The following is a 23,328-nucleotide window of genomic DNA, read 5'->3' on the forward strand; positions in this document are numbered from 1 at the left end:
ACCTACCTTATCCGATTTCCGCCCCCTAAAGTTCACCGGTCATTCAATCCTCGGCGTACTTATGAATCTCTGGTTTCGACTTATCCTCATGCTGTTCCGTCGCCCATGGCGCAAACCGGTGGACGGCCTGGCCACCACCGTCATCCATATGCGCGTCTGGCCGCTCGACCTCGACCTCAACCGCCACGTCACCAATGGCCGCTATTTCACCCTGGCCGACGTAGGCCGCATCGATTTCACGCTGCGCAGCGGCGCCTTTCGAGTAGCCTTGCGCAACAAGGCTGTACCGATCGTTGGCGATACCTGGGGCAAGTTTCGGCGTGAACTGAAGCTGTTCGAATCGTTCGAGATTCATACCCGCATACTCGGCTGGGACGATAAATGGAGCTTTATGGAGCACCGCTTCGTGAGCAAAGGCCGGGTAATCGGCGTCGTCATCATGCGGGGTCTGTTCCGCTCGGCCAAAGGCACGGTTGCACCGGTCGAGTTCGTCCGCGAGCTGGGGTTGGCCGAACAGTCTCCCGAGATGTCGATGTGGCTGACGGCCTGGTCGCAAAGCTGCGATGACATGAGCCGTCAGCTGCGAGGGGAAGAAGCTAGTTGCTCAACCGCCCTGCTGTCATCGATGAAGGAACAGCAATAACGTCCGCCTGAGCCATCTCGGGCTTTGCCTCCGCGCCCTCCCCGTTCAGCGCCTTGTTCATCTTCACCGTATCCAACGCGCCGACCCATTTGGCAATGGCCATGGTGCCGACGCCGTTGCCGATGGTGTTGGTGATCGCGCGTGCTTCCGACATGAACCGATCGACGCCCAGCAACAGCACCATGCCCGCCACCGGGATGGTGCCGAGGGAGGACAGCGTCGCCGCCAGGATGATGAACCCCGAACCGGTCACTCCCGCCGAGCCTTTGGAGGTGAACATCAGCACCGCCAGCACGATCAACTGGTCCATGAGGGTCAGCGGCGTGTTGGTCGCCTGGGCAATGAAGATCGCGGCGATGGTGTAGTGGATCGCCTGGCCGTTCGGGTTGAAGGTCCGAACACTTTTGCGCGCGGCCCGACATGCGCCAGGGCAACACCCAGCAGAATGGAGAACAGCAAGATTTGCAGGACGTTGCCTTTGGCGAAGGCATCCACGATGGTGTCGGGGATGATGTTCATCACAAAGTCCATGAACGACGCATGTTTCACCGCCGTGGTGTAGGTCGCCAGGCTGGCGTGCCGCAACGCCTGGCGGATTTACAGCAACACAACTGCATCTTCCTGCGGCAAAACGAAACGCCCTACGGCGTATGGAGCTTTACCAACGGTGGGTGCACGCAAAACGTCAAAGTGCGTGGCGCGTTAGGCTGCAACGACGGTGAAGTGGCCCTCAATTGGGCGCTGGAAGGTCATGGGATTCTGCTGCGGGCCGAATGGGACATCGCCCGCTACGTGCGCAGTGGCCGTTTGCGCCTGGTGCTGGAGGACCAGACACCGACCCGCGCCGATGTCTATGCCATCTACCCGCAACAGTTGCACCTGTCGGCGCGAGTGCGCAGCCTGATCGATTTTCTGGTCGAGCGTTTCAAGCACATCGATCACTTGGATGAACCGGAATCTGTGCTCGACTGAACGGCGCTACGACCGATTGAGTGCCACGGCGGCGCGGATCAGCGCCTTCAAGGCTGTTTCATCAATCCGGTCGCCCTCATGAATATCGATGGCACGCCGGGTGTTGCCATCGAGGCTGGCGTTGAACAGTCCTGAAGGGTCTTCCAGCGAGGCGCCCTTGGCGAACGTCATCTTCACGGCATTCTTGTACGTCTCGCCGGTGCAGATGATGCCGGCATGGGACCACACCGGAACGCCCCGCCACTTCAACTCCTCGACCACATCGGGGTCGGCCTGTTTGATGAGCGCTCGAACCCGAGCGAGCGTCTCGCCCCGCCAATCATCCAGTGCCTTGATTTTCGCCTCGATCAGCGCAGAGGCAGAGCCTTGCCCCTCAGTGTCCTTTGAACCGGCCGTCTCCTTGCTCATGGTGGTTATCCCTCTTCATAATGATTGTCGCTCGCCTGCCTCTGGAGTATCGCTGACAGAACTACAACGCAGGCATTGCAGTTTGACCCACAACGGGGCGTTTGCCTTCAAATCTCCGATGGGTGCAACCACTCACGGAATAGCAAAACAAGGACGTAGCAACAGTGGAAAAGGAAATCATCTTGATGCGTCATGGCCAGCCAGATCTGGCCGTGCAAGACAAAGTTTCAGCGCGCGATATGAAACGCTGGATCGAGCAATACGACCTGTCAGAAATCATCGACCAACCCGCCCCGCAATCGAGTGTGGCGCTGGCGCGTACCGCCAGAATGATCGTGTCGAGCAGTGCGCCCCGGGCGCTGACGTCGGTTCGAGCGCTAGGCCTTCAAGCCAGCCTTGTCGATGATATGTTCTGCGAAGCACAGCTCCCCCATGGACGATGGACACTGCCGCGCCTTTCACCGTTTACGTGGGCATTTATTCTTCGTGTTTTATGGTTGTGCGGTTTCTCGGGGAAGGTCGAGTCAGCCAGTAAGGCCAGAATGCGCGCCAATACGGCAGCTCAACGGCTTCAATCCCTTGCCGACGAAGGGCCTGTTTTACTGCTCGGTCATGGAATAATGAATCGAATGATTGCCAAGCACCTGGAGGCTACCGGATGGATTCGCCATACCAGCAATGGTAACCGGTACTGGAGCGCGACGGCCTATCGTATGAAACCGCGTTAAGGTACGACGACAGCCCACAGACTGAATCCTGGCGCCCTGGCTGGTGGTCAAATTGGAGCTAATATTCATCTGTATTCCTCTGCAAAGGACTGCAATCAGGAGCCGGCTCAAGTTACTGACCAAATGGAGTCGCATGATCGTGCGGTTGCAGATCGAGCGCGAAATCAGTGCCCGGGATTTCGAGAAGTTCAGCTGGAAACTGGGCATCCCTTGAGGAGACTGGGTGATGTTCGCATCCACCCGGAGACACAGCCAGAGGAGCAGGAGATCGTCCCGGCTTGAATAGAGGCCCGATGCCGGTCCGCGACATCGTGACAGGAGGCGTTTGAGATGCAACTCATCACGTTGAAAATCGACAAACCGGAAGCGACGAATTTCATCTTTGGTCAGACGCACTTCATCAAGTCCGTTGAAGACCTCCACGAAGCGTTGATAAACGCCGTGCCAGGTATCCAGTTTGGCGTGGCTTTTTGTGAAGCCTCCGGCAAATGCCTGGTGCGATGGTCTGGCACCAATACCGCCATGATCGAGCTTGCGCAGAAAAACGCGCAAGCCATCGCCGCCGGCCATAGCTTCATCATTTTCCTCGGCGACGGTTTCTATCCGCTGAGCGTGTTGAACGCCGTCAAAATGGTGCCAGAGGTGTGCCGCATTTTTTGTGCAACAGCCAATCCAACCGAAGTGATTCTTGCCGAGACGGAGCAGGGACGCGCGATCCTGGGCGTCGTGGATGGCTTCTGTGCCGATGGCATTGAAGGCGACGAAGACATCCTGTGGCGCAAGAATTTGTTGCGGCAGATTGGCTACAAGCTGTGAAACACGTTTCGCGGCTGAGCTAACGACGGGCTGCCGCCGTCGACAGCCTCACCTGCCGGAATTATGCACGAGTTGCTCAACGAAGAACTCCACGTGCCCTCTCGGATGAGTCGGCAATGGCCAGCTGTCGACGTTGTGAGCAAGGGCCTGGAAAGCTTGAGCGCACCTGGAACGCGGAAAGGCTTCAAACACTGCGCGTCCCTTCTGCACGGCTTTGTGCGCACTTTCGTCGTTCGGCACCGCGCCGACGTATTGCAGCGAGACATCCAGGAACATTTCGGTAATCTTTTCCAGCTTGGCAAACAGATTGCGGCCTTCCGCCGGACTGCCCGTCATGTTGGCCAGCACGCGAAAACGCTGCAGACCGTAGTTCAGGTTGAGCAATTTGATCAGCCCGTAGGCGCCGCTGATCGAGGTGGGTTCATCGCACACCACCACCAGCACTTCCTGAGACGCGCGGATGAAGTTGATCACTGAGCCACCGATACCGGCGGCCGTATCGATGATCAGCACATCCAGTTTGTCGCCGATATCGCTAAAGGCCTGGATCAGCGCGCGGTATTGCGCAGGCTCCAGATGAGTCATGTTCTGCAAACCAGAAGAAGCCGGGGCCACACGAATGCCTCCAGGCCCAGGCATGAGTGCCTCGGACAGCTCGCAACGCCCTTCGAGAACATCGGCCAGTGTGTAGCGCGGAGTCAGCCCCAGCAGAATATCGATATTCGCCAGACCAAGATCGGCATCCAGCAATACGACGCGCCGCCCCATTTTTGCCAACGCCAACGAGAGGTTAACCGCTACCGTTGTCTTGCCCACGCCCCCTTTACCGCCAGTCACAGCGATAACTTGCACGCAATGCACATCATCCATTTGTCTTTCCCTTCCCTGCGCATCGTGTGCCAGCACGTAATGGCACCCTCCAGATGCCGCAAGAATAGCTGAAAAGCGCGCAATAGCTGCTTTATCTCCCGACGAGAGGCATTTTGCCGGCCTCCATCGAATCGTTTCAACGAAAAGGCCGGCAAAAACCACCAAAACGTCTAGATCCACACATCATTCATTGCGGTTCTTTCCCCGGCTTGATCACCGGTATTCAGCACACCTCGCGGCTCGATCAGCAACAGTTTCACCTCGCGTTCTGCATAAGGCTTGTGTTCGACGCCCTTGGGGACGACGTACATTTCTCCCCGCCCAACCACGACGGCCCGCTCCCGAAGATCGATGCGAAGCTCGCCTTCAAGGACGATGAAGGCTTCATCGGTATCGGCATGGGAATGCCAGACAAAGTCGCCTTCGATTTTCACCACCTTGAACTGATAGTCGTTCATTTCGGCAATCACCTTTGGCGCCCATTGCTCGCTGAACAAGGCATATTTTTCGGCAAAGTTAATCGCGGTGCAGGCCTGGGAATTCATTTAAGTCACCCTCATTGGACAAGATATCGAGCCCTGACTCTAGGGATGACCTAACGCTGCGTATTGCATGATTGTGCAAGTTGGCCGGGACCCTGCTCAATCAAGGCCCAACCTCTTCAGCCACCGGCCGGGGGAGACGCCGTAGGTCTGGACGAATTGACGCGTCATGTGGCTTTGGTCGAAAAAACCTGCGCATACGGCCGCCTCTGCCATCGAGTGGCCCCCAATCATCAATGCTCTTGCCAGGTCGAGCCGGCGCTGGGTCATGTACCTATAGGGGCTTGTGCCGTACAGCGCCCGAAAATCACGGCTCAGGCTCCACCGGTCTCGACCACTCGCCTGGGATAACTCATCCAGGGTAATGACTCGATCCAGCGAGTCATGAATCAGCGCACGCGCGCGCTCGGCCGCTGCAAAATCAAACGACTTGCGCCGCCCACGCTGGCCAGAGAGCGTGTCCAGCGCCTGCGCGAGATCGTAAATGGCATCGTCTTCTTCCAGGGGCTCGATGCAAGCGTCGAGGTTTTGCAGCAGTACCTGGGTTGCGGCACCCAGCCGTGGGTCGCTCGATAAGCCCCCCTCGATAAATGGCAACGGCTTGCCGCCCAGCACCTGCTGAATCAGGGCAGGTTCGATGTAGATCATCCGGTAATGAAAACCCGCTTCGGTACCGGCCTCACCGTCATGCACCTCGTCCGGGTGCAAGACGATGGTTTTACCGGGCAGGCTGTGGCGCTGGGATTTGCGGTACTGGAAACTTTGTACACCCGACAGCGTTCGCCCGATGGCGTAAGTATCGTGGCGATGCGGCGTAAAGCCATGGCCGCCAAAAAAGGCTTCGATGCGCTCCATCTTCAACGGCTGCGCCGAGCGCTTGACCCAATCCTTGTTGCCCTTGGTCTTAGTCATGTCCCTGTACCACTCGAATGATGTCAGTACGTTACCAGTGCGAGCGTCTGCTGTCCCAGACTCGTGACCCGTCTGAATCGGCCCTCTCAGCGTAGCCGTCAAATTTGTCTGTTCCCCTCGTGAACCAGTTTTGAGACCCGCAGTCATAGCCGTGCCGTAAAAGACGCTCGCCCAATGAAGCGCTCATGCGGTTATTGCTCATCTTTATCCCACCCTTATCGTCGTCAACTCATCAGAGCTGTCTGTTCATGCGCCCGACTGTCCGCTGCTGCCGCTTTATTTCGCTGTGCCTGATGCCTTTGTTTCCGCTGTTCGCCAGCCCCGCCCATGCCAGCGGGGAACGGCAACTGGTGGAAGTCATCAACGATTACCGCGCCGATCCCGACCGCTGCGCGGGGCGTGCGGTCAGGCCGTTACGGCCACTGGCGCTGAAATCGGACTTGTCCTTGCCGATCGGCTATGGCGGTGGTTTGCGGGAGGGGTTGAAGGCTAACGGCTATCAGGCTGTAACGGTACGGACCATCCGCCTGGTCGGCGCGCAAGATGCCGATGAGGCGTTCGACATGCTCCAGAGCGACTACTGTGGGGCGCTGCTCGATACCCAATACGCCGACATCGGTGTCACTCGTGCCCGCAGCGAATGGCGGGTGGTGCTGGCGCAACCGGTGCTCGATGGGCGTATCGGCGATTCGCGCGCTGCGGGCAAGACGTTGCTGGCGCAGGTCAACGCGGCAAGAGCCAGGCCACGCATGTGTGGGCGCCAACGCTTCGCCGCCGCACGGCCATTAACCTGGAACGCCGCCCTGGGCGCCGCCGCGCAAGGGCACAGCAAGGCAATGGCCTACGGCAACTACTTCGCCCACCAGGACCCCGACGGTGATATGCCGACGGATCGCGCCAGAGCCGCCGGTTACCGCGGCCGGCAGATCGGCGAGAACATCGCCGCCGGGCAAGGCTCGCCCAGCCAGGCGATGTCCGGCTGGCTGGCCAGCCCCGGGCATTGCGCCAACCTGATGAACCCGATGTTTACCCAGGTCGGCGCCGCGTATGCCAGCGATTCGCGCAGCAACAAAGGGGTTTATTGGACGATGCTGTTTGGCGCGCCTTGAGTGAGGGTTTCGAACCGTCCATAGAAAATGGCTGGCGCTGGGGTCACAAGTTTGCGCCTACTTCAAGTCGAGACAGTAGGTGTAGTAACCCGTATCGCGCACATAGCCCAATGATTCATACAACCGTTGCGCGAGGTGATTGTCCGTGGCCGTTTCCAGCACCATGCCCTTAGCGCCGGTCAACAGCGCAAAGGCTCGGGCGGTGTTCATCAGCAACGTCCCTACCCCTCTGCCGCGGGCGGCAGGTGTGGTAAAGAGGTCGTTGAGCAGCCAGGTGCGGTGGGCGTCGATGGAGGAGAACGTCGGGTGCAACTGGACAAAGCCGAGCGCTTCGCCCGTGGAGTCCTCGGCGAAGAAAATCACCGATTCGTCCCTGGCGATGCGCTCTGCGATGAAAGCGCGAGACTGCATCAGGTTCGAGGGCTGGCCGTAAAAGCCTCGATAGGCGTCGAAGAGGCTGGCGACTTTATCGATGTGGGTTGCATCAACGCGCAGGACCTGGACGGCCATGTGGGTGGTCTCCGAACAGATGAGTTACTTCGGTTGCGCCACGGTGCGCAAATAAGGTTTCAGCGTCTTGAAGCCATCCGGGTATTTCTTCCTGGCGTCCTCATCGGAGACCGAAGTGGGAATGATGACGTCCTCGCCCGGACGCCAGTTCACCGGCGTGGCAACGGTGTGCTTGGCGTTCAGTTGCAGAGAATCGAGCAGACGCAGAACTTCATCGAAGTTGCGCCCGGCACTCATCGGGTAGATCAGCATCGCCTTGACCTTTTTGTCCGGGCCGATAATGAACACCGAACGCACCGTGGCATTGTCCACGGCAGTCCGTGCGCCGCCACTGGCATTCGGATGAATCATGTCGTAGAGCTTCGCCACCACCAGGTTCTCGTCGCCGATCATGGGATAGTTGACCGCATGCCCCTGGGTCTCTTCGATGTCTTTGGCCCAGGTCTTATGATTACTGACAGGGTCGACACTGAGCCCGACGATTTTGGTGTTGCGCTTATCGAACTCCGGTTTTAGCCCTGCCATGTAGCCAAGCTCAGTGGTGCACACCGGAGTAAAGTCTTTGGGGTGCGAGAACAGAATCGCCCACTTGTCACCGATCCACTCATGGAAATGCAGCGGGCCTTCGGTGCTTTCAGCGGTAAAGTCCGGTGCTTCGTCGCCAATACGGATTGCCATGTTCGTTCTCCTTACTGTTGAGTCGTAGGGAAGTCGCCGGAGCGCTGGCTGCTGTTCCGGCGGCATTCGGTGTCTGTGTTGAACCGTCAACGCGGATCAGTATAGGAGACGCTCGAGGACCCGGTAGTTAGCCCCGTGCCCGCCCTGCCCCCTTTGATGACCGGGCATTCAAGCCTGCGAACTGCGCTCGACCGACACCGCAAGCGCAGATGTCCTGGCCAGCCAGTAATAGAGCATGCCCGGCACCACCAGCCCGACGATCCAGGAAATATCGACACCACCGAGCTGCGCGACCATTGGTCCGGAGTAGAAGTGAGTGTCGACAAAAGGCAGCTGGACCAACACACCGAGCACATACACGCTGATCCCCAACACATTCCAACGGCCATAACGCCCCGCCGGGTCGGACAACGCCGGAATGTCATAGCGCTCCTTGTTGATGAAGTAGTAATCCACCAGGTTGATCGCGCTCCACGGCGTGAAGAACGTCAGCAGAAAGAGGATGAAGTACTTGAACGTGCTCAGGAACGAGTACTGCCCCAGCAGCGCCAGCGTGGTGGACGCGCCGACAATCACCAGCACAAACAGCATGCGTTTACCGGCGGATATTTCGAAGCCACGACGAAAGCCACTGATGATGGTGGCCACGCACATGAAGCTGCCATAAGCGTTGAGGGTCGACACCGTGACCTTGCCGAACACCACGCTCAAGTACAGCAGGGAGGCCATCACCCCGGTACTGCCCAACCCGACGATGGTGGCGACCTCATGTCCACGAAAATTTGCGCCCGCCAACGCAGCGGCGAACACTCCCAGCACCATGGAAGCCTGGGCCCCCACCACCGTCCCCAGGCCGACGGCGGTGAACGTCTTCCAGGACGAGGTCTTGCTCGGCAGGTAGCGTGAGTAGTCGGCCACATAAGGGCCGAACGCGATCTGCCAGGATGCGGAAAGAGACACTGCCAGCAGGAAAGTACTCCAGCCGAAATGGCGGTTTTCCAGCAACAGACCGATATCGTTGAGCGTCATCAACCGGGTAAACAGATAGACGAAGGCGATGATGCCCAGCACGCTCGCCACCCTGCCCACCAGGTGGATGACCCGATAACCGAAGAGGGTCAGAAACGCGATGCAGGAGGCGAAAATCAGGATGCCGGCGCTGTCACTGACATGGACCAATTGAGCAATGGCCTGCCCCGACAGTACCGCGCCGGTGGCGCTGAAGCCGAGGTACATCAGACACACCAGCACAATCGGAATCGCCGCCCCATAGACCCCGAACTGCACGCGACTGGAGATCATCTGCGGCAGCCCGAGCTTGGGTCCTTGTGCAGCGTGCAGCGCCACCACCGCGCCGCCGAGCAACTGGCCGACCAGCAAACCAATGAGTGACCAGAACACATCGCCACCCAGCACCACGGCCAGCGCGCCGGTCACAATCGCCGTGATCTGCAGATTGGCGCCGAGCCACAGGGTGAACTGGCTGTAGAGGCTGCCATGACGCTCGGCTTCCGGGATGTAATCGATCGAGCGTGTCTCGATCAGGGGACTTCGCTGCTGGGTATCGCTGACCTTGGTCATTTTGTGTTCTCTTCTTATGGGGTAGACGCTAATGCCAGTGAGTTAAAGGCAAATCGAACATGCAGGAGCGTGGTTTTATTTTTGTTGTTCAGTAACCGCTACTTCAGCCGCCCGTTGTTCAAGACCAACGAACGGCGCCTTGGCCCATACGACCTTGCCGCCGACCACCGTCAGCAGCACGTCATTGCGGGCCAGTTCATCATCGGGCACCTGCATGAAGTTCTTGTCCAGAACGATCACGTCAGCGAACTTGCCCACTTCTATCGAGCCAACGACCGAGTCTAGTCGCAACTGCTCGGCAGCGTTCATCGTGATGCTTTTCAACACATCAGCGCGCGACAACGCCGGGGCAGCATTCAACCTGCCTGCATATTTGGGACCATAGCTGTGCGGGTTAAGCGGATCGCCTGAGCGGGTGACCCCGATCTTCAGTGCGAGGAATTCGTCGAGCGGGTCGACGGGCCAGTCGCTGCCATACGCCACCCGGCCACCGGCACGGCTGATACTGCCCGATGGCTCCATGCGGGCGAAGCGATCGGCTCCCAGATGTTCGCTGGTGCCGTCGACCGTGGACGGCGCCTGCTGGGCCCACTGGAAGGACATGTTGGCAGTCACGTCGAGCGCCTTGAAGCGCCCATAGTCGGCGGGGTCCACCGACTCGGCGTGTGTAATGGTCGGACGAAAGCCATTGCCCGGCAGTTGCCGGCGCACGTATTCGATACCGTTCAACGAGTCACGCACTGCTCGGTCTCCGGTGGCGTGAAGGTGCGGATCGAGGCCGGCCTGGACCGCCTTCAGCAGCAGCGGATTGAGTACTTGCGCAGGGAAATACAGCTCGCCGACGTTGTTGCCTGATGTCCACTTGGGCGCGGCATCGGTGCCGGTATTGCGCAGGTACGGGGTCAACATCGCCCCGGTATCCGCTGGCGCGTTGATGATGCCGTCCATGAACAATTTGACGTGGCGCATGCTCACCCCCGGCGCGACTTTGGCTTCGCCCTGATCGTAGGTGTTGGCCAATGCCTTGGCCTCGGCAATGGTTTTCGCCGGGTCTGCCGCGGCGGCGGCAGGGTCGAGTTTGATTGCCAGCAAGGCCCGTGCGGTCAACTCGCCCGACTGCTGCAAGGTGGTTAACGCTTTGCCATTTTCCGGCCCCGACAAGGCATCGAAGAAACTGGTAATGCCTTGCCGGCGCATGGCATCGAGCGCTGCGCGGGTCTGGTTGAGCTTCTCGGCGTCGGTGGCTGGCGGCACCACGGCGGCCATGGCATCGGCGGCACCGTCTTCGCAGATCCCGGTCGGGTTGCCGGCGCTGTCACGCACGTACTTGCCATCCCCCGGATTGGCCGTGTGCCTGTTGATGCCTGCGACCGCCAGGCCGCGGGAGTTTGTCAGCACGGTGTGGAAATCGGTGGAACGGACCTGGATCGGGCGAGTGGTCTTGAGCGCGTCCAGCGTTGATTTGTCGGGATCGCCGTCAAGCCCGGTCATGCCCATGCGGTCCCAGCTGCCCACTTCAAGCCAGACATCCGGGCCTTTGTCCTTGTCGGCATCCAGACATGCCTGAATGGTTTGCTGGAAAACCTTACGGGTCATCGTCTGGTATTTCGGGTCGCACAAGGTCATGGCGCGACCGCCGTCCCCCGGGTGCATGTGTGCATCGACGAAGCCGGGCATCAACATGCGTCCCGCTAGATCGATCATCTGTGTCTGCGTGCCGATGTACGCGGCAACCCCTTCATCGCTGCCCACGTAAACGATCTTCCCACCCGTGACGGCAATCGCCTGCTGCACGGAGTTCTTGCCATCGACGGTGTAGACATAGCCGTTGCGCATCACCATGTCAGCCGGTGTCGAACCGTGTGTCTGACACCCCACCAGCGCCATGCAAGAAAATGCCGTTGTCGTTGCAACGGCCATAAACAACCGGGAAAGTTTCAACTGCCTCACCTCTGTTTTTATAGTTCTGGAAGTGGCCCGAACGAACTGCCGCAAGCCCCTGATATGCAGGGCACACGATATAGAGCGCAGCGGTTGGATGGACCTCTGCAAATGAGGGGGGTGAGGCAACTTGACCGCACCTAATCGCGACGCGCTGCATCCGCAAACGAGGTCGGCGAACGCAGCACGGAACCCAGCTCCACCTTGCTCTTCACGCCGAGCTGCAGGTAGCAGTTGCGCAGGTAGGTGCGCACCGTCGCGGGACTCAAGGCAAGGATTTTGGCAATTTCCTTGTAGGAATGACCGGCCGCAAACAGCATCGCTGCCGTCCGCTCGCGAGGCGCAAGCACCGCCCCCCGCGACTGCGCTTCGAGTGACAGGATGACGTGCTCGGCGTTAGGGCTCAGTGTCAGTACGCAGCGGCCCAGTCGCATGACACAGGGTGCCTTTGGCAGTTGCGCGATCACCTGCGCGGGAAGCATTGAACCGCCCCACCCTGGCAACTCACGCTCAATCGCTGCGCACAGTGTGGCCCCCACGTACAGCAGGCTGCCGTCCATGCGCGCGACGCCAAAGTCAGACGCCCCGTTGCCCGTGTCGAAGCGAATCATGTCCTGCACCTGAAATCGCCAGAGCTGCAACAGATGGTCGCAGAAGGCCGAAAACAGCTCCGCCTCACTGTCGTTGAACGCCGGAGCTTCAATGCCTCGGTAGAGACAGACGAAGAACATCAAGCCGCTTTCGGGTAACTCGAAAGTGATGCACATCAGGTGGTAGAGGGCGTGGCGCCGAGCGAACGCGTCCACTTCTACATCGGGGTCGGTGAACCCGCTGTCACGCACGACCTCACCGGGTCGGCTCAGGGTGTCATGGGAAAATCTGTCGCTGCCCGCACTCTTGTGCCATTCGGCGGCAAACGATTCGGGCAGATTGATTCGCCCGTGCATCCAGCTTCTGGGCGGAGCATCAACGTCCGACGCGGACATCTCACCCCACCAGGCGGAAGCGAAGGGCAGCAGTTCACGGAATGCCTGCAGGCCTTCGGCGATGAACCCGGATGCACCGCGATCCCGAGCAAGGCGACCAAGGTGCAACACGCAATGATTGAATGCTCTCAGTGTTGCCATCGGCGTCTTGGCGCCGACCTCATCACCCTCCTCCATCGTACTGATCTCACTCGCTGAATGGCCTGTCATTTTGACCATGCCATAGGCGCGGTAATGGCGTCCAGCTCCCAGCTCGCTCGCCACAAATCTCGCAGGAAGCGTAAAGTCACGTTCATTCTCAAGGAGCAAAACATGACTGATCCGTCGCCCCCGCCACCACGGGAAATTTATCTCTCGCAGACATCCGACCGGGATTTGTTCAATCGCATCGCCAGTGAGTTGGCACGAGGGCTGGGCGGGACCTGGACGGCACAGATCAATGGGTTGGACCAGCGTTATTGGGACCTGGCCGTCGAGGGGCAGACGATTACGCTGCATCTGGAACACTACCTGGGGATCATGCTGCTGGTGGAGGATGCGGATCCGGACTGGATTGCGTCGGAGCGTTTTCAGGCAGTGGTGCGGCGGCTACAGACGGATTGAACAAAAAACGGGCGCCATGATCGGCGCCCGTTTCATTTGAAGCGAGAGGGAAATACATCCAGGAACCACCGATGCTTTCAGATATTGATTTCGCTGGCCGGCACGACATCGATCCGCGCCACGGAACCGGTCAGGTGCGCCAGATCCTTGTTGTGTTCGGTGATGATGTCTTCGGCGCTCATCGTGCCATTGTCGATTGTGGAATGAGCATCGGACGCCAGCACCACGTCGTAGCCTCGCGATAATGCCTCACGGACCGTCGCGTTGACGCAGTAGTCGGTTTGCAGGCCGCAGATAATCAGGCGTTCGACGTCCAGCTCTTGTAGATGTTCATGCAGGTGGGTCTGGTAGAACGAATCCGGGGTGGTTTTGCGCACGCGCAGGTCGTGGGGTGACGTCTTCAGGCCGTCGGCCAGTTGCCAGCCTTCGGCGCCGTATTGCAGCAGGTCGCCCTCTTCTTCGTGCTGGATCAGGATGACCGGAATATTGGCGACTCGGGCTTTGGTGCTGAGGCCGTTGATGGTGTCGATGACGCGCTGGATGTCGAAGCATTCATACTCGCCGGTGCACAGCGCGCGTTGGACATCGATGATCAGGAGTGCGGTGCTCATGGCTTCCTTCCTTAGACAGGTCGCTGGAACGATGGATTTCAACTCCCTTCTAGCCTGTAGCAACTTGCGAGGCTAAGTTTTGCGAGGATACGTTCAAGGGTCGGGGATCGAGGCCACCCAGGGAGTCGGGGTGGCCGATGATCGCCTGTTTCAGTAACCGAGCGACAGCCCGGTATTGCGCCGTGGGTCGTTCGCCCCATAGAAGCGGTTCTTGCCCACGGGTTTGCCTTCCAGCGAAGGCGCACCTACCAGAATAGCTGCAATATGGTTGGGGTCCTGCGGGCCGGCAAACTTGTGGCCCCAACTTTCGAGCATCTTCTTGGTGTCCGGGCTGGTGGCGAAGTTCTCCAGGTTGGTTTCTTCCGGCAGCCATTGCTGATGGAAACGCGGCGCATCCACCGCTTCCTGGATGTTCATGCCGTAGTCGATCACATTGAGGATGGTCAGCAGGGTTGCGGTGATGATGCGACTGCCACCGGGGGTGCCGACGACCATGACGACTTTGCCATCCTTGGTGACGATGGTCGGGCTCATGGACGACAGCGGCGCCTTGCCAGGGGCGATGGCATTGGCTTCGCCCTGCACCAGGCCGTACATGTTCGGCACGCCGATTTTCGAGGTGAAGTCATCCATTTCATCGTTGAGGATGACCCCGGTTTTGCTCGCCATCACGCCGGCGCCGAACCAGTCGTTGAGGGTGTAGGTCACCGACACCGCGTTGCCCCATTTGTCGACGATCGAGTAATGGGTGGTGTTGCTGCCTTCGTGGGGCGCTACGCCAGGTTTGAGCTCGCGGGACACGCCGGCCTTTTGCGGATCGATGGCGGCGCGGATTTTGGTCGCGTAGTTTTTATCCAGCAAATGGGCGATCGGGTTTTTCACGAAGTCCGGGTCGCCGAGGTAGCTGTTGCGGTCCACATATGCGTGGCGCATCGCTTCGATCTGGTAGTGCATGGCCTGCGCCGAGCGGTAGCCGAGGTCTTTCATCGGGTAGCCGTCGAGGATGTTCATGATCTCGCAGATCACTACCCCGCCGGAGCTTGGCGGCGGCGCCGAGACCACGTGGTAGCCGCGGTAGTCGCACTCGATGGGTGTCAGTTCGCGGGTCTGGTATTTGTCGAGGTCGGCCTGGGTGATGATGCCCTTGTTGGCCTGGCTGGAGGTGACGATGGCGTCGGCCACCCAGCCTTTATAGAAACCGTCGGCGCCCTTCTCGGAAATTTCCCGCAGGGTTTTGCTCAAGTCTTTTTGCACGAGTTTCTGCCCGACCTGCATCGGCTCGCCATTGCTCAGGAAGATCGAGCCCGAGTCGCGCATGTCTTTCTTGAAGACGTCTGTGGCGTACTCCAGCAAATCGACATCGCCCTGCTCTAGCACAAAACCGTCTTCGGCAAGTTTGATCGCTGGGGCGATCACTTCCTTGCGGGGTTTGGTGCCGTATTTCTTCAGCGCCAGCTCCATGCCAGACACAGTGCCCGGCACGCCGACGGCCAAGTGGCCGCGGGTGCTGAGATCAGGGATGACGTTGCCCTGTTTGTCGAGGTACATGTCGGCCGTGGCGGCCAGGGGCGCTTTTTCACGGAAGTCGAGGAAGGTCTTGCGCCCGTCCGCCAATTGAATCGTCATGAAACCGCCGCCGCCCAGGTTGCCTGCAGCGGGGTACACCACCGCCAGCGCATAACCCACCGCCACCGCCGCATCGACGGCATTGCCGCCATTCTTGAGGACATCGACGCCGACGTGGCTGGCCAGATGCTGGGCAGTGACGACCATGCCATTTTCGGCCGCGACCGGGGCAACGGAGGCCCCGTGAGCCGTCAGGCAGCTCAGCGCCAAGGTGGTCGCCATAAGCGATTTGGCAAAAGGTTCGAACTTCATGGGTCGGTCTCTTTTTTGTTTTTAGGCTCTGTGGAAAAACAGAGGGAACGGTTCAAAAGCAGTTGGCAAGTATGGCTGCTATTGCGTATTGCGCCTCCCCCGCGAGGCAGTATGCTGGGCCCCTGTTCAACACGTATGCGGAGTCCGCCGGCATGACCTACACCTTCACCACCCTGGCGTCGCCGGTCGGCGAGTTGAAGCTGGTCGCGAAAGGCGCGCGTCTGGCGGCCATCCTCTGGGAAAACGACAAACCCGACCGGGTAAGACTGGGGCCGATGAGTGAAGCGGCGGACAACCCGATCCTGATACGCGCCGCACAGCAGTTGCGGGAATACTTTGCCGGCACGCGTAATCAGTTCGAGCTGGAACTGGACTTTGCCGGGACGGACTTTCAGAAGCAGGTGTGGCAGGCATTGCTGACGATTCCGTTTGGCAAGACGCGCAGCTACAGCGAGATAGCCCGGCAGATCGGCAATCCCAGCGCGGTTCGGGCGGTGGGCGCGGCCAACGGCAAAAATCCGATATCGATTGTCGCGCCGTGTCATCGGGTGATTGGGGCGTCGGGGAAATTGACGGGGTTTGCCGGGGGGCTCGAGGCGAAGGAGCGGTTGCTGACGCTGGAGGGGTGTGAATGGTCGGGGGCCGGCAGGATGGGTGATTTGTTTTGACTGAATGGGCACCGACACGAGCAGCCTGACTTATTCATTCTCCAGTGCAAACGCCTCGACAATCTGCTCAATCACCGCCCGCACCCGCGCGGTGTGGCGCAGGTCCGCATGGGTCACCAGCCACACTTCATACGGCAGCGGGCGCGTGCGTTCCGGCCAGAGCCTGACCAGCCCATCGCGCTCGCCCATGTACACCGGGATCTCCCCCACCCCGAGACCTGCGGCAATCGAACGACGCACCAGCAGGCTGGAACTCAGGCTGGCGACAATCCGCCCACGGCTCAGGGGTTCCGAGACCAGGGTCATGTTCTTGTTGCCCTGCAAGTACGGCTGATACACCACCAGATCATGCCCCTCGAAGGCCGCGCCCGGTTGCGGCATGCCGTTGGCCTCGACATAACTTCGCGAGGCGAACAGCCCCACCGGCCAGCGCGCGATGCGCCGGGCGATCAGGTCGGGGTTGTCCGGCCGGGTGTTGCGCACGGCGATGTCGGCTTCACGCTTGGCCAGGCTGAGGATTTGCGTGGAGGCGTCTAACTGCACCCGCACGTCGGGGTGCACCGCATGCAAACGAGCGATGGCCGGGATCAGAAAATCGATGGCCAGAGAATCGGTAGTGCTGACGCGCACATTGCCGATCAATCGTTCGTCGAGACCCTGAATCTGTCGCTCCAGCTCAAATGCCAAGAGCTCCATCTTTTCCACGGATTGCAACGCCGCTTCGCCGACCGCTGTCAGCGCATAGCCCTCGGAGGTGCGCAGAAACAGGGTCGCGCTCAACGATTTTTCCAGCGCGGCGATTCGCCGGCCGACGGTTGCCTGATCGACCTTCAGCACCCGCGCTGCACCGCGTAATGTCGATTCGCGACAAACCGCCAAAAACACTCGCGCATCATCCCAATTCATGGCGTTTCCTGTAGCGATGCATATACGCATCATCGTAGCGCGAAATCGCAGCAATATTGCATCAGCGTTCCTCGATATGCTTGAGGCCAAGCACAAATTCACAGGACCGCTCCCATGCACAGCACCTCCCTCGACACTGGGCGCAGCGCGATCTGGCTGCCGATCTTCGCCGGCCTCTGCGCCAGCCTGGTCAGTATTGGTCTGGCGCGTTTTGCCTACACGCCGTTGATACCGTCGTTGATTCAGGCCCAGTGGTTTTCCGCCAGCGACGTGGTGTACCTCGGCGCCGCCAATCTGGTGGGCTACTTGATCGGCGCACTGATCGGCCATCCGCTGGCCCGTCGCACATCCAACAAAACCGCTTTGCGGCTGATGATGCTGGCGGTGACACTGGCGTTTTTTGCCTGTGCCTTTCCGTTATCGGTGAGCTGGTTCTTCGGTTGGCGATTGCTGTCGGGGATTGCCGGTGGCGCGATCATGGTGCTGGTGGCGGCGACCGTATTGCCCCATGTGCCCGCCTCGCGCCGAGGCCTGGCCAGCGGTGCGATTTTCCTGGGCATCGGCTTGGGCATTGCCGGCTCAGGCACCCTCGTTCCGCCGCTGCTGAGCCTTGGCTTACAGAACACTTGGCTTGGGCTCGGCGCCTTGGCCTTGATTCTGACCGCCGCCAGCTGGTTTGGCTGGCCGTCATCCGTTGCCAATGAAACGGCTGCACCACACGCTCAGCACACCAAATCGCCGTTTGATCCCAACCTTTATCTGCTGTTTGCACAGTACGCGTTCATGGCTGCCGGGCTGGTGCCAGCCATGGTGTTTCTGGTGGATTACGTGGCACGCGGCCTCGGTGCCGGGCCCCATGTCGGTGCACTGATTTGGGTGATGTACGGCCTCGGCGCGATAGTCGGGCCGGTGAGTTATGGCTTTCTGGCCGATCAACTGGGGGCGAAGCTGAGCATCCGCCTGGTACTGGTGGTACAGGCGATTGCCGTCGGCCTGCTGGCTATATCGAGTTCGTTCACCGCCCTGGCCCTGCTGGCAGTCATCCTCGGTTCGTTCCCACCGGGCATCGTGCCGCTGGCGCTGGCCCGAGTGCATGAGCTGGTGCCACAACACCATCACCAGCAAGTGGCCTGGAGCCGCGCCACGGTTTCATTCGCAACCTTTCAGGCCATCGCCGGGTTTGCCTACTCGGCGCTGTTCAACGCCAGCGGCGGTCATCACGGGTTACTGTTCGTCATCGCGGCCGGGGCCATCGTCGTCGCGCTCTTGCTGGAACAGGCTTTGCGCTTGCTGAACCTGCGCGACCGGATGATGCCGGTGGGTTGTTCATGATCGCGCAACCCAAGTTTGCGGCTATCGATAACCACGCGCCTGCACGTTGAACAACTGCGCATAGCGCCCACCCGCCGCGACCAGGCTGTCGTGATCGCCTCGCTCAAGGATCGACCCCTGGTCCAGCACGATGATGTGGTCGGCATTGCGCACGCTGGAGAAGCGGTGAGAAATCAGCAACGTCATGCGCCCTTCGGTATGTTGGCTGAAATGCTCGAACACCGCCGCTTCCGCCGCCGGATCCAGGGCCGAGGTCGGTTCGTCCAGGATCAGGATATCGGCGTCGCGGCGCATGTAGGCGCGAGACAAGGCGATCTTCTGCCATTGCCCACCGGACAGTTCCTGCCCACCGGCAAACCACCGCCCCAACTGCGTGGCATAACCACGATCCAGACGCTCGATGAAGGGCGCAGCCATACCCTCGGCGGCCGCTTGCTGCCAACGGGTTTCATCGTTGAACGCCAGGGTGTCGCCCACACCAATGTTCTCGCCGACGGAGAACTGGTAGCGAATGTAGTCCTGGAAAATCACGCCGATGCGCCGTCTCAGCGCCTCTTCTTCCCAGGCCTGCAAATCACTGCCATCCAACAGAATGCGGCCCTGATCAGGGCGATACAACCGCGTCAGCAACTTGATCAGCGTGGTTTTACCCGAGCCGTTTTCCCCCACCAGCGCGACACTGTGTCCGGGCAACAGATGCAGATCGATGCCCTGCAAAGCAGCGCGGCTCGCCCCCGGATAACGGAAACCGACACTCTCGAAACGCAACCCATCGCCGGGCACCGCACCCACTGTAAGGCTTCCGGCATCGGCCACCACCGGTTCGGCCAGATACTCATAGAGGCTCGACAGGTAAAGACCATCCTCATAGAGACCGCTGATCGCGCTCAAGCTGCTGCTCACCGCCGTCTGCCCCTGCTTGAACAGCACCAGGTACATGGTCATTTGCCCGAGGCTGATGCTGCCGTGAACGGTATCGACCACGACCCATGCATAGGCCAGATAAAACGCCGCGGTGCCCAGCAGTCCCAGCACAAATCCCCAGCCATCGCGACGCAACGTCAGGCGCCGGTCTTCGGCGTAGAGACGAGCAAACGTGTCCCGATAACGCTGCAACAACAGCGGCGCGAAGCCGAACAGCTTCACCTCTTTGATGTAGCCCTCATGGGAGAGCAGTGTCTCGATGTAGTTTTGCTGCCGACTCTCCGGCGCCCGGCGCGTGAATAGCCGAAAGGCATCCCCGGAAAAGTGCGCTTCGGCAAAGAACACCGGCAACGCCCCGACCACCAGCAGTACCAGCGCCCAGGGCGAAAAATGCACCAGCAACACGCCAAAGCTGATCAACACGATCAGGTTCTGGATCAGCCCCAGCGACTTCATCACCAGCGCCAATGGCCGGGTCGATGCCTCGCGCCGCACCCGAACCAGCTTGTCGTAGAACTCGGAGTTCTCGAACTGCACCAACGATAACGTCTGGGCCTTCTCCAGAATCATCGTGTTGACCTTCTGCCCCAACTGCACCCGCAACAGCGACTGCTGCACCGACAGCGCACGCTGCGTCCCGGACAGCAACGCAAGCACGCCCGCTTCAAACAGCACATAACGCACGACCGGCCACAACGGTGCGCTGCCCTGTTGCGCGTGCAACTGCATCGCGGTAACTACCGCGTCGACAATCCGCTGCCCCAACCAGGCTGCCAGTGCTGGCAGCACACCAGCGATCAGCGTCGCCAGCACCAACCCCAGAAACAGCCCGCGGGACGTACCCCAGACCAGCAACAAGGCACGCCTCGCCTGGTCGAGCAAAGAGGCGAAACGGGTAATGACAGGCATGGGCGATGGACTCGGTGGCGGATGTAAAGGGGCGCTGCAGGTCATATGGTATGTGGAATGAGCGACGCCCGCTTTACGTGGATATGAGGCGATAAGCCTCGCCTCGCCCATAGGAAAAACATCTAAAAAAGTATCGTCGCTCACCACGTTTTAGCGCTTTGCTATGAGGAGTCAATGCCTATCGGGATTGGAAGACGAACCTGAACGTCCAACCGATGTGCCCCACTCCATCACCGGGAGCAGAACATGAAAATCACCCCCTACCTGATCTTCAACGGCGACTGCCAGGATGCCTTCAACTTCTACGCCAAAAGCCTGCCTGGCCAGATCGAAGTCATGATGACCTTCGGCGAAACTCCGGCTCGCGACCATGTGCCAGCGGACTGCCACAACCTGATCATTCATACGCGCCTGTTGGTCGGGGATCAGTCGATCATGGGGTCGGATACCACACCCGATCGCCCTAGCGCCGGCATGAGTGGCTGTTCGGTGTCGTTGAATGTCGACAGTGTCGTTGAGGCAGAGCGAGTGTTTGCGGCATTGGCGCAAGGCGGGAGTATTCAAATGCCATTGGAGACAACGTTCTGGGCGGCACGCTTCGGGATGCTGGTCGATCGGTTTGGCGTGTCATGGATGATTAATTGCGAAAAAGACCAATGACCGGCTCTCCCCTTAGACTAATACTTAAGTATAATGGCCACCTGATATCATTCTTAGCTTTTTGTATTCAATAACTAGGCAGAATAACTACACTGTTCACAAATTCAGCTCTTGACATAAAATATTACAAATATAATGCAAAAGGAGTAAATTAATATACCCCCCGCTCTCATTTGCCCTAAAAAGAGGCGACAGTTGAACTGGCGCCTTTCGAGCGCGCACCCAAACTGCCATAGAAGACCGTGGAATATCCTTATAAATCAACTCCAGAAATCAAAAATGCGGACTTCCGCACAGTTTATACGCAAGACTTCTCTGTGATGCCTCGTTCTGTAGCCCGATCCGCGGATCAGCCACGCTTCAGTGTTGATCATAGAAAAGTCAACCTAGAGGGCCTAGTCCGACGCAAAGGCGCTCACCAACTAAATCGGATATCAAAAAATCAAATTGGCTAAAGCCTCCACAGTTGGCTATGTCATTGATTCAACTGAAACTACTGGCAATGGAATGGCACCTACTGACAAGCTCAAAATGTTATAAAAAGTCAGATAATTTCAGTATTTTGTGTATTAAGATTGCAGCGCCAGCACATATGAGTAATTTGCACGATGAGTACTGAGAGCAAAATCGAAAATAGCCAGAGGGGTATTCTCGCTATTGGGCGCACTTGGCGCTCGGCAGAGAAACTTCGACAGTTATTTGCACCCAATCTCACGCATATATATACATTAGATTACACAAACCCATTAAATCCAGATAGCGAAGCTCAAGCCCACGATGCCGTACTAATCGACATTGAAAGCCCTTCCATTCTTAATGACTGCCTGGCGCTCATCAAGAAACTACGTACGAGCCCAACAGAACTGTCCATTATCGTTGCAATCAATTTTCGCGCTCCGCAAACCAAAATTGAATGTTACCTGGCCGGTGCAGATCATTGTATCAATGTACCTAACGACCAGGATGAAAAAGCTAGGTTAATTTCAGAGTTGCTCGAAACACCTGAATGGCAGCCCGCCATTAAGTTGACCTTGGACCAAACATGCCTGCACTTATACAACGATGAGCTCAAACTGGATCTGGCTTATCAGGAAATGAAAGCCCTGGATGCGCTTATCAATGCAGAAGGCAATATCCTGCACCATGACTCCATGGCCGAATCCATGGGTTTGAATATCAAACTCTATGACTCACGTGTTCTGGAGAAATCCATAAGCCGCCTTCGAAACAAAATCAAAAAGCACTTCGGCATTAACATCATTCATAGTGTTCGCGGTTATGGCTATCGATTGCTTCGAGGGGTCGTCTCAGTAAAGCAAGCAAACTTTCATTCTTAAAGGGACTAAACAATGGAGTCCAGCAGGCAATATACCGTGCAAGATAACTTCGCATTGGTTTTCTTCAGGCAATCAATCCTCAAGCGAAACGATGAATTGTTCGGCAGTGAGATTTATGCCAAGGCGACCAAACAACAGACACCTCTGAACAAGGGGTATCAGCCATTGCATCCCGATCACCCACTGGCGATTTATCGTGAAGTACTGATGCGGATCCAATTAAATGCCCTTTCACAGATCGAGGCCACGTCGTCCCCATCCGTACAGACACCCAATAAATTATTCGTGACCATGAACCAATCCGCGTTATTGGATAAAGCGTTCATCCGAGAACTGAACGACGCTCAAACGACACTCAAGAAGCATGAACAACAGCTAATCCCCAGCATTAATGGCAGTTCGCTCCTTTCGTTCAATCTCAAAGAAAAAAGAACCATTATCAATCATATTCATTTATTGAAGGACAACGGGATCGAGATCGCTTTCGATGGCTATGACTTAAGCGATGACAGCGCTGAAAAACTGATCAGCCCGAAGCTGTTCGATTACATAAAAGTGGACCTGACCCGGTCCAATTTCGACATCATGGTCGATAACAGTCAGGACTTTTTCAACAGGTCTTACGACTGCCTGAGCAGCATGATCCATGACAGCAAAATCAGATTCATTGCGGACCGGGTCGAGCACAAAGCACTGCACACACTGGCCCGCAGCATGCCTTTCGATTTTTTCCAGGGGCGGTACTACTCGCCTACCGAGGTTATTTAAGCTTAAAAAATTTCACCAAACTAGGAAGGAGCCTTA

At 58.4% G+C, this 23,328-nt stretch carries 23 protein-coding genes and 2 pseudogenes; 11 read left to right on the top strand and 14 right to left on the bottom strand.

Features of this window, described 5'->3' with window-relative positions; all coding sequences use genetic code 11:
- Window positions 1-61: 61 nt before the first annotated feature.
- Window positions 62-643, top strand: coding sequence for a thioesterase family protein (locus AC07V0_RS20740; protein ID WP_086945334.1), 582 nt, complete (start codon window positions 62-64; stop codon window positions 641-643).
- On the opposite strand, the pseudogene AC07V0_RS20745 reads toward AC07V0_RS20740, so the two are convergent.
- Window positions 597-1,231: pseudogene (locus AC07V0_RS20745) on the bottom strand (cation:dicarboxylate symporter family transporter); the annotation flags it as partial. The gene AC07V0_RS20740 and the pseudogene AC07V0_RS20745 overlap by 47 nt on opposite strands.
- Here AC07V0_RS20745 and AC07V0_RS20750 point away from each other — a divergent pair.
- Window positions 1,217-1,615, top strand: a pseudogene (locus tag AC07V0_RS20750) (LysR substrate-binding domain-containing protein); the annotation flags it as partial. The pseudogenes AC07V0_RS20745 and AC07V0_RS20750 sit on opposite strands and share 15 nt — an antisense overlap.
- A 6-nt stretch (window positions 1,616-1,621) precedes the next feature.
- On the opposite strand, the gene AC07V0_RS20755 reads toward AC07V0_RS20750, so the two are convergent.
- On the bottom strand, window positions 1,622-2,023 hold the full coding sequence (locus AC07V0_RS20755) for a DUF1801 domain-containing protein (RefSeq protein WP_495019845.1): 402 nt from the start codon (window positions 2,021-2,023) through the stop codon (window positions 1,622-1,624).
- Between the two features lie 164 nt (window positions 2,024-2,187).
- Between AC07V0_RS20755 and AC07V0_RS20760 the strand changes: the two genes are divergently transcribed.
- Entirely contained in the window at window positions 2,188-2,751 is a 564-nt protein-coding gene (locus tag AC07V0_RS20760) for a histidine phosphatase family protein (protein ID WP_086945333.1), read from the top strand.
- A 330-nt stretch (window positions 2,752-3,081) separates the two neighbouring features.
- Window positions 3,082-3,567, top strand: a complete 486-nt coding sequence (locus AC07V0_RS20765; RefSeq protein ID WP_477745986.1) for an adenosine-specific kinase — start codon at window positions 3,082-3,084, stop codon at window positions 3,565-3,567.
- 48 nt (window positions 3,568-3,615) lie between these two features.
- Here the strand turns inward: AC07V0_RS20765 and AC07V0_RS20770 are convergent, their stop codons facing one another.
- The 3 genes from AC07V0_RS20770 to AC07V0_RS20780 form a co-directional block, all read right to left on the bottom strand.
- Window positions 3,616-4,437, bottom strand: a complete 822-nt coding sequence (locus tag AC07V0_RS20770; RefSeq protein WP_457327006.1) for a MinD/ParA family ATP-binding protein — start codon at window positions 4,435-4,437, stop codon at window positions 3,616-3,618.
- Window positions 4,438-4,607: 170 nt separating this feature from the next.
- A complete protein-coding gene (locus tag AC07V0_RS20775; RefSeq protein WP_064616884.1) occupies window positions 4,608-4,982 on the bottom strand; it encodes a cupin domain-containing protein in 375 nt (124 codons plus the stop codon).
- 96 nt (window positions 4,983-5,078) lie between these two features.
- Window positions 5,079-5,891 (bottom strand): AraC family transcriptional regulator, encoded by an 813-nt coding sequence (locus AC07V0_RS20780; RefSeq protein ID WP_018928246.1) that lies wholly within the window; start codon window positions 5,889-5,891, stop codon window positions 5,079-5,081.
- Window positions 5,892-6,139: 248 nt separating this feature from the next.
- Here AC07V0_RS20780 and AC07V0_RS20785 point away from each other — a divergent pair, with 248 nt between their 5' ends.
- Window positions 6,140-7,000: a CAP domain-containing protein gene (locus tag AC07V0_RS20785; RefSeq protein ID WP_495019846.1), complete on the top strand. Its 861-nt coding sequence runs from the start codon at window positions 6,140-6,142 to the stop codon at window positions 6,998-7,000.
- Between the two features lie 57 nt (window positions 7,001-7,057).
- Here the strand turns inward: AC07V0_RS20785 and AC07V0_RS20790 are convergent, their stop codons facing one another.
- The 5 genes from AC07V0_RS20790 to AC07V0_RS20810 all read right to left on the bottom strand — a co-directional run bounded on the left by AC07V0_RS20790 (window position 7,058) and on the right by AC07V0_RS20810 (window position 12,873).
- Window positions 7,058-7,510 carry a GNAT family N-acetyltransferase gene (locus AC07V0_RS20790; protein ID WP_495019847.1) on the bottom strand — a complete coding sequence of 151 codons (453 nt, stop codon included), beginning with the start codon at window positions 7,508-7,510 and terminating at the stop codon, window positions 7,058-7,060.
- Window positions 7,511-7,534: 24 nt separating this feature from the next.
- Window positions 7,535-8,188, bottom strand: a complete 654-nt coding sequence (locus AC07V0_RS20795) for a peroxiredoxin (protein WP_018928249.1) — start codon at window positions 8,186-8,188, stop codon at window positions 7,535-7,537.
- A gap of 168 nt (window positions 8,189-8,356) precedes the next feature.
- Window positions 8,357-9,769 carry a purine-cytosine permease family protein gene (locus tag AC07V0_RS20800; protein ID WP_086945331.1) on the bottom strand — a complete coding sequence of 471 codons (1,413 nt, stop codon included), beginning with the start codon at window positions 9,767-9,769 and terminating at the stop codon, window positions 8,357-8,359.
- Window positions 9,770-9,844: 75 nt separating this feature from the next.
- Window positions 9,845-11,710: an amidohydrolase gene (locus tag AC07V0_RS20805; RefSeq protein ID WP_495019848.1), complete on the bottom strand. Its 1,866-nt coding sequence runs from the start codon at window positions 11,708-11,710 to the stop codon at window positions 9,845-9,847.
- Between the two features lie 140 nt (window positions 11,711-11,850).
- Window positions 11,851-12,873, bottom strand: a complete 1,023-nt coding sequence (locus AC07V0_RS20810) for a helix-turn-helix transcriptional regulator (protein ID WP_495019865.1) — start codon at window positions 12,871-12,873, stop codon at window positions 11,851-11,853.
- A 135-nt stretch (window positions 12,874-13,008) separates the two neighbouring features.
- On the opposite strand from AC07V0_RS20810, the gene AC07V0_RS20815 reads away from it, so the two are divergent.
- Window positions 13,009-13,299: a DUF3630 family protein gene (locus AC07V0_RS20815; RefSeq protein ID WP_019582000.1), complete on the top strand. Its 291-nt coding sequence runs from the start codon at window positions 13,009-13,011 to the stop codon at window positions 13,297-13,299.
- Between the two features lie 77 nt (window positions 13,300-13,376).
- On the opposite strand, the gene AC07V0_RS20820 is transcribed toward AC07V0_RS20815, so the two are convergent.
- Together AC07V0_RS20820 and ggt are read right to left on the bottom strand one after the other, a co-directional pair.
- Complete coding sequence (locus AC07V0_RS20820; RefSeq protein WP_111453712.1) at window positions 13,377-13,910, bottom strand: cysteine hydrolase family protein; 534 nt, start codon at window positions 13,908-13,910, stop codon at window positions 13,377-13,379.
- A 150-nt stretch (window positions 13,911-14,060) separates the two neighbouring features.
- Window positions 14,061-15,788 (bottom strand): gamma-glutamyltransferase, encoded by a 1,728-nt coding sequence (gene ggt, locus AC07V0_RS20825; RefSeq protein WP_495019849.1) that lies wholly within the window; start codon window positions 15,786-15,788, stop codon window positions 14,061-14,063.
- Window positions 15,789-15,940: 152 nt separating this feature from the next.
- On the opposite strand from ggt, the gene AC07V0_RS20830 reads away from it, so the two are divergent.
- Window positions 15,941-16,456, top strand: a complete 516-nt coding sequence (locus tag AC07V0_RS20830) for a methylated-DNA--[protein]-cysteine S-methyltransferase (protein WP_495019850.1) — start codon at window positions 15,941-15,943, stop codon at window positions 16,454-16,456.
- Window positions 16,457-16,486: 30 nt separating this feature from the next.
- Here the strand turns inward: AC07V0_RS20830 and AC07V0_RS20835 are convergent, their stop codons facing one another.
- On the bottom strand, window positions 16,487-17,362 hold the full coding sequence (locus AC07V0_RS20835; RefSeq protein ID WP_495019851.1) for a LysR family transcriptional regulator: 876 nt from the start codon (window positions 17,360-17,362) through the stop codon (window positions 16,487-16,489).
- A gap of 114 nt (window positions 17,363-17,476) precedes the next feature.
- Here AC07V0_RS20835 and AC07V0_RS20840 point away from each other — a divergent pair, with 114 nt between their 5' ends.
- Window positions 17,477-18,694 (top strand): YbfB/YjiJ family MFS transporter, encoded by a 1,218-nt coding sequence (locus tag AC07V0_RS20840; protein ID WP_495019852.1) that lies wholly within the window; start codon window positions 17,477-17,479, stop codon window positions 18,692-18,694.
- A 21-nt stretch (window positions 18,695-18,715) separates the two neighbouring features.
- On the opposite strand, the gene AC07V0_RS20845 is transcribed toward AC07V0_RS20840, so the two are convergent.
- Entirely contained in the window at window positions 18,716-20,527 is a 1,812-nt protein-coding gene (locus AC07V0_RS20845; protein WP_192379348.1) for an ABC transporter ATP-binding protein, read from the bottom strand.
- A 246-nt stretch (window positions 20,528-20,773) separates the two neighbouring features.
- Here AC07V0_RS20845 and AC07V0_RS20850 point away from each other — a divergent pair, with 246 nt between their 5' ends.
- The 3 genes from AC07V0_RS20850 to AC07V0_RS20860 all read left to right on the top strand — a co-directional run bounded on the left by AC07V0_RS20850 (window position 20,774) and on the right by AC07V0_RS20860 (window position 23,292).
- Window positions 20,774-21,187 (top strand): VOC family protein, encoded by a 414-nt coding sequence (locus AC07V0_RS20850; protein ID WP_305411858.1) that lies wholly within the window; start codon window positions 20,774-20,776, stop codon window positions 21,185-21,187.
- A 608-nt stretch (window positions 21,188-21,795) separates the two neighbouring features.
- Window positions 21,796-22,524 carry a winged helix-turn-helix domain-containing protein gene (locus tag AC07V0_RS20855; protein WP_018928259.1) on the top strand — a complete coding sequence of 243 codons (729 nt, stop codon included), beginning with the start codon at window positions 21,796-21,798 and terminating at the stop codon, window positions 22,522-22,524.
- 12 nt (window positions 22,525-22,536) lie between these two features.
- A complete protein-coding gene (locus AC07V0_RS20860; RefSeq protein ID WP_018928260.1) occupies window positions 22,537-23,292 on the top strand; it encodes an EAL domain-containing protein in 756 nt (251 codons plus the stop codon).
- The last annotated feature ends 36 nt before the right edge of the window (window positions 23,293-23,328 follow it).

The sequence above is a fragment of the Pseudomonas sp. GW821-FHT01E10 genome, assembly GCF_059422365.1.

What these genes read in the sequence shown, in the direction of transcription:
- AC07V0_RS20845 (WP_192379348.1), bottom strand. Translation starts at nt 20,527, where the DNA reads ATGCCTGTCATTACCCGTTTCGCCTCTTTGCTCGACCAGGCGAGGCGT.
- AC07V0_RS20860 (WP_018928260.1), top strand. Translation starts at nt 22,537, where the DNA reads ATGGAGTCCAGCAGGCAATATACCGTGCAAGATAACTTCGCATTGGTT.
- AC07V0_RS20770 (WP_457327006.1), bottom strand. Translation starts at nt 4,437, where the DNA reads ATGGATGATGTGCATTGCGTGCAAGTTATCGCTGTGACTGGCGGTAAA.
- ggt (WP_495019849.1), bottom strand. Translation starts at nt 15,788, where the DNA reads ATGAAGTTCGAACCTTTTGCCAAATCGCTTATGGCGACCACCTTGGCG.
- AC07V0_RS20765 (WP_477745986.1), top strand. Translation starts at nt 3,082, where the DNA reads ATGCAACTCATCACGTTGAAAATCGACAAACCGGAAGCGACGAATTTC.
- AC07V0_RS20775 (WP_064616884.1), bottom strand. Translation starts at nt 4,982, where the DNA reads ATGAATTCCCAGGCCTGCACCGCGATTAACTTTGCCGAAAAATATGCC.
- AC07V0_RS20740 (WP_086945334.1), top strand. Translation starts at nt 62, where the DNA reads ATGAATCTCTGGTTTCGACTTATCCTCATGCTGTTCCGTCGCCCATGG.
- AC07V0_RS20855 (WP_018928259.1), top strand. Translation starts at nt 21,796, where the DNA reads ATGAGTACTGAGAGCAAAATCGAAAATAGCCAGAGGGGTATTCTCGCT.
- AC07V0_RS20780 (WP_018928246.1), bottom strand. Translation starts at nt 5,891, where the DNA reads ATGACTAAGACCAAGGGCAACAAGGATTGGGTCAAGCGCTCGGCGCAG.
- AC07V0_RS20755 (WP_495019845.1), bottom strand. Translation starts at nt 2,023, where the DNA reads ATGAGCAAGGAGACGGCCGGTTCAAAGGACACTGAGGGGCAAGGCTCT.
- AC07V0_RS20830 (WP_495019850.1), top strand. Translation starts at nt 15,941, where the DNA reads ATGACCTACACCTTCACCACCCTGGCGTCGCCGGTCGGCGAGTTGAAG.
- AC07V0_RS20840 (WP_495019852.1), top strand. Translation starts at nt 17,477, where the DNA reads ATGCACAGCACCTCCCTCGACACTGGGCGCAGCGCGATCTGGCTGCCG.
- AC07V0_RS20815 (WP_019582000.1), top strand. Translation starts at nt 13,009, where the DNA reads ATGACTGATCCGTCGCCCCCGCCACCACGGGAAATTTATCTCTCGCAG.
- AC07V0_RS20785 (WP_495019846.1), top strand. Translation starts at nt 6,140, where the DNA reads ATGCGCCCGACTGTCCGCTGCTGCCGCTTTATTTCGCTGTGCCTGATG.
- AC07V0_RS20810 (WP_495019865.1), bottom strand. Translation starts at nt 12,873, where the DNA reads ATGGAGGAGGGTGATGAGGTCGGCGCCAAGACGCCGATGGCAACACTG.
- AC07V0_RS20835 (WP_495019851.1), bottom strand. Translation starts at nt 17,362, where the DNA reads ATGAATTGGGATGATGCGCGAGTGTTTTTGGCGGTTTGTCGCGAATCG.
- AC07V0_RS20790 (WP_495019847.1), bottom strand. Translation starts at nt 7,510, where the DNA reads ATGGCCGTCCAGGTCCTGCGCGTTGATGCAACCCACATCGATAAAGTC.
- AC07V0_RS20795 (WP_018928249.1), bottom strand. Translation starts at nt 8,188, where the DNA reads ATGGCAATCCGTATTGGCGACGAAGCACCGGACTTTACCGCTGAAAGC.
- AC07V0_RS20820 (WP_111453712.1), bottom strand. Translation starts at nt 13,910, where the DNA reads ATGAGCACCGCACTCCTGATCATCGATGTCCAACGCGCGCTGTGCACC.
- AC07V0_RS20850 (WP_305411858.1), top strand. Translation starts at nt 20,774, where the DNA reads ATGAAAATCACCCCCTACCTGATCTTCAACGGCGACTGCCAGGATGCC.
- AC07V0_RS20800 (WP_086945331.1), bottom strand. Translation starts at nt 9,769, where the DNA reads ATGACCAAGGTCAGCGATACCCAGCAGCGAAGTCCCCTGATCGAGACA.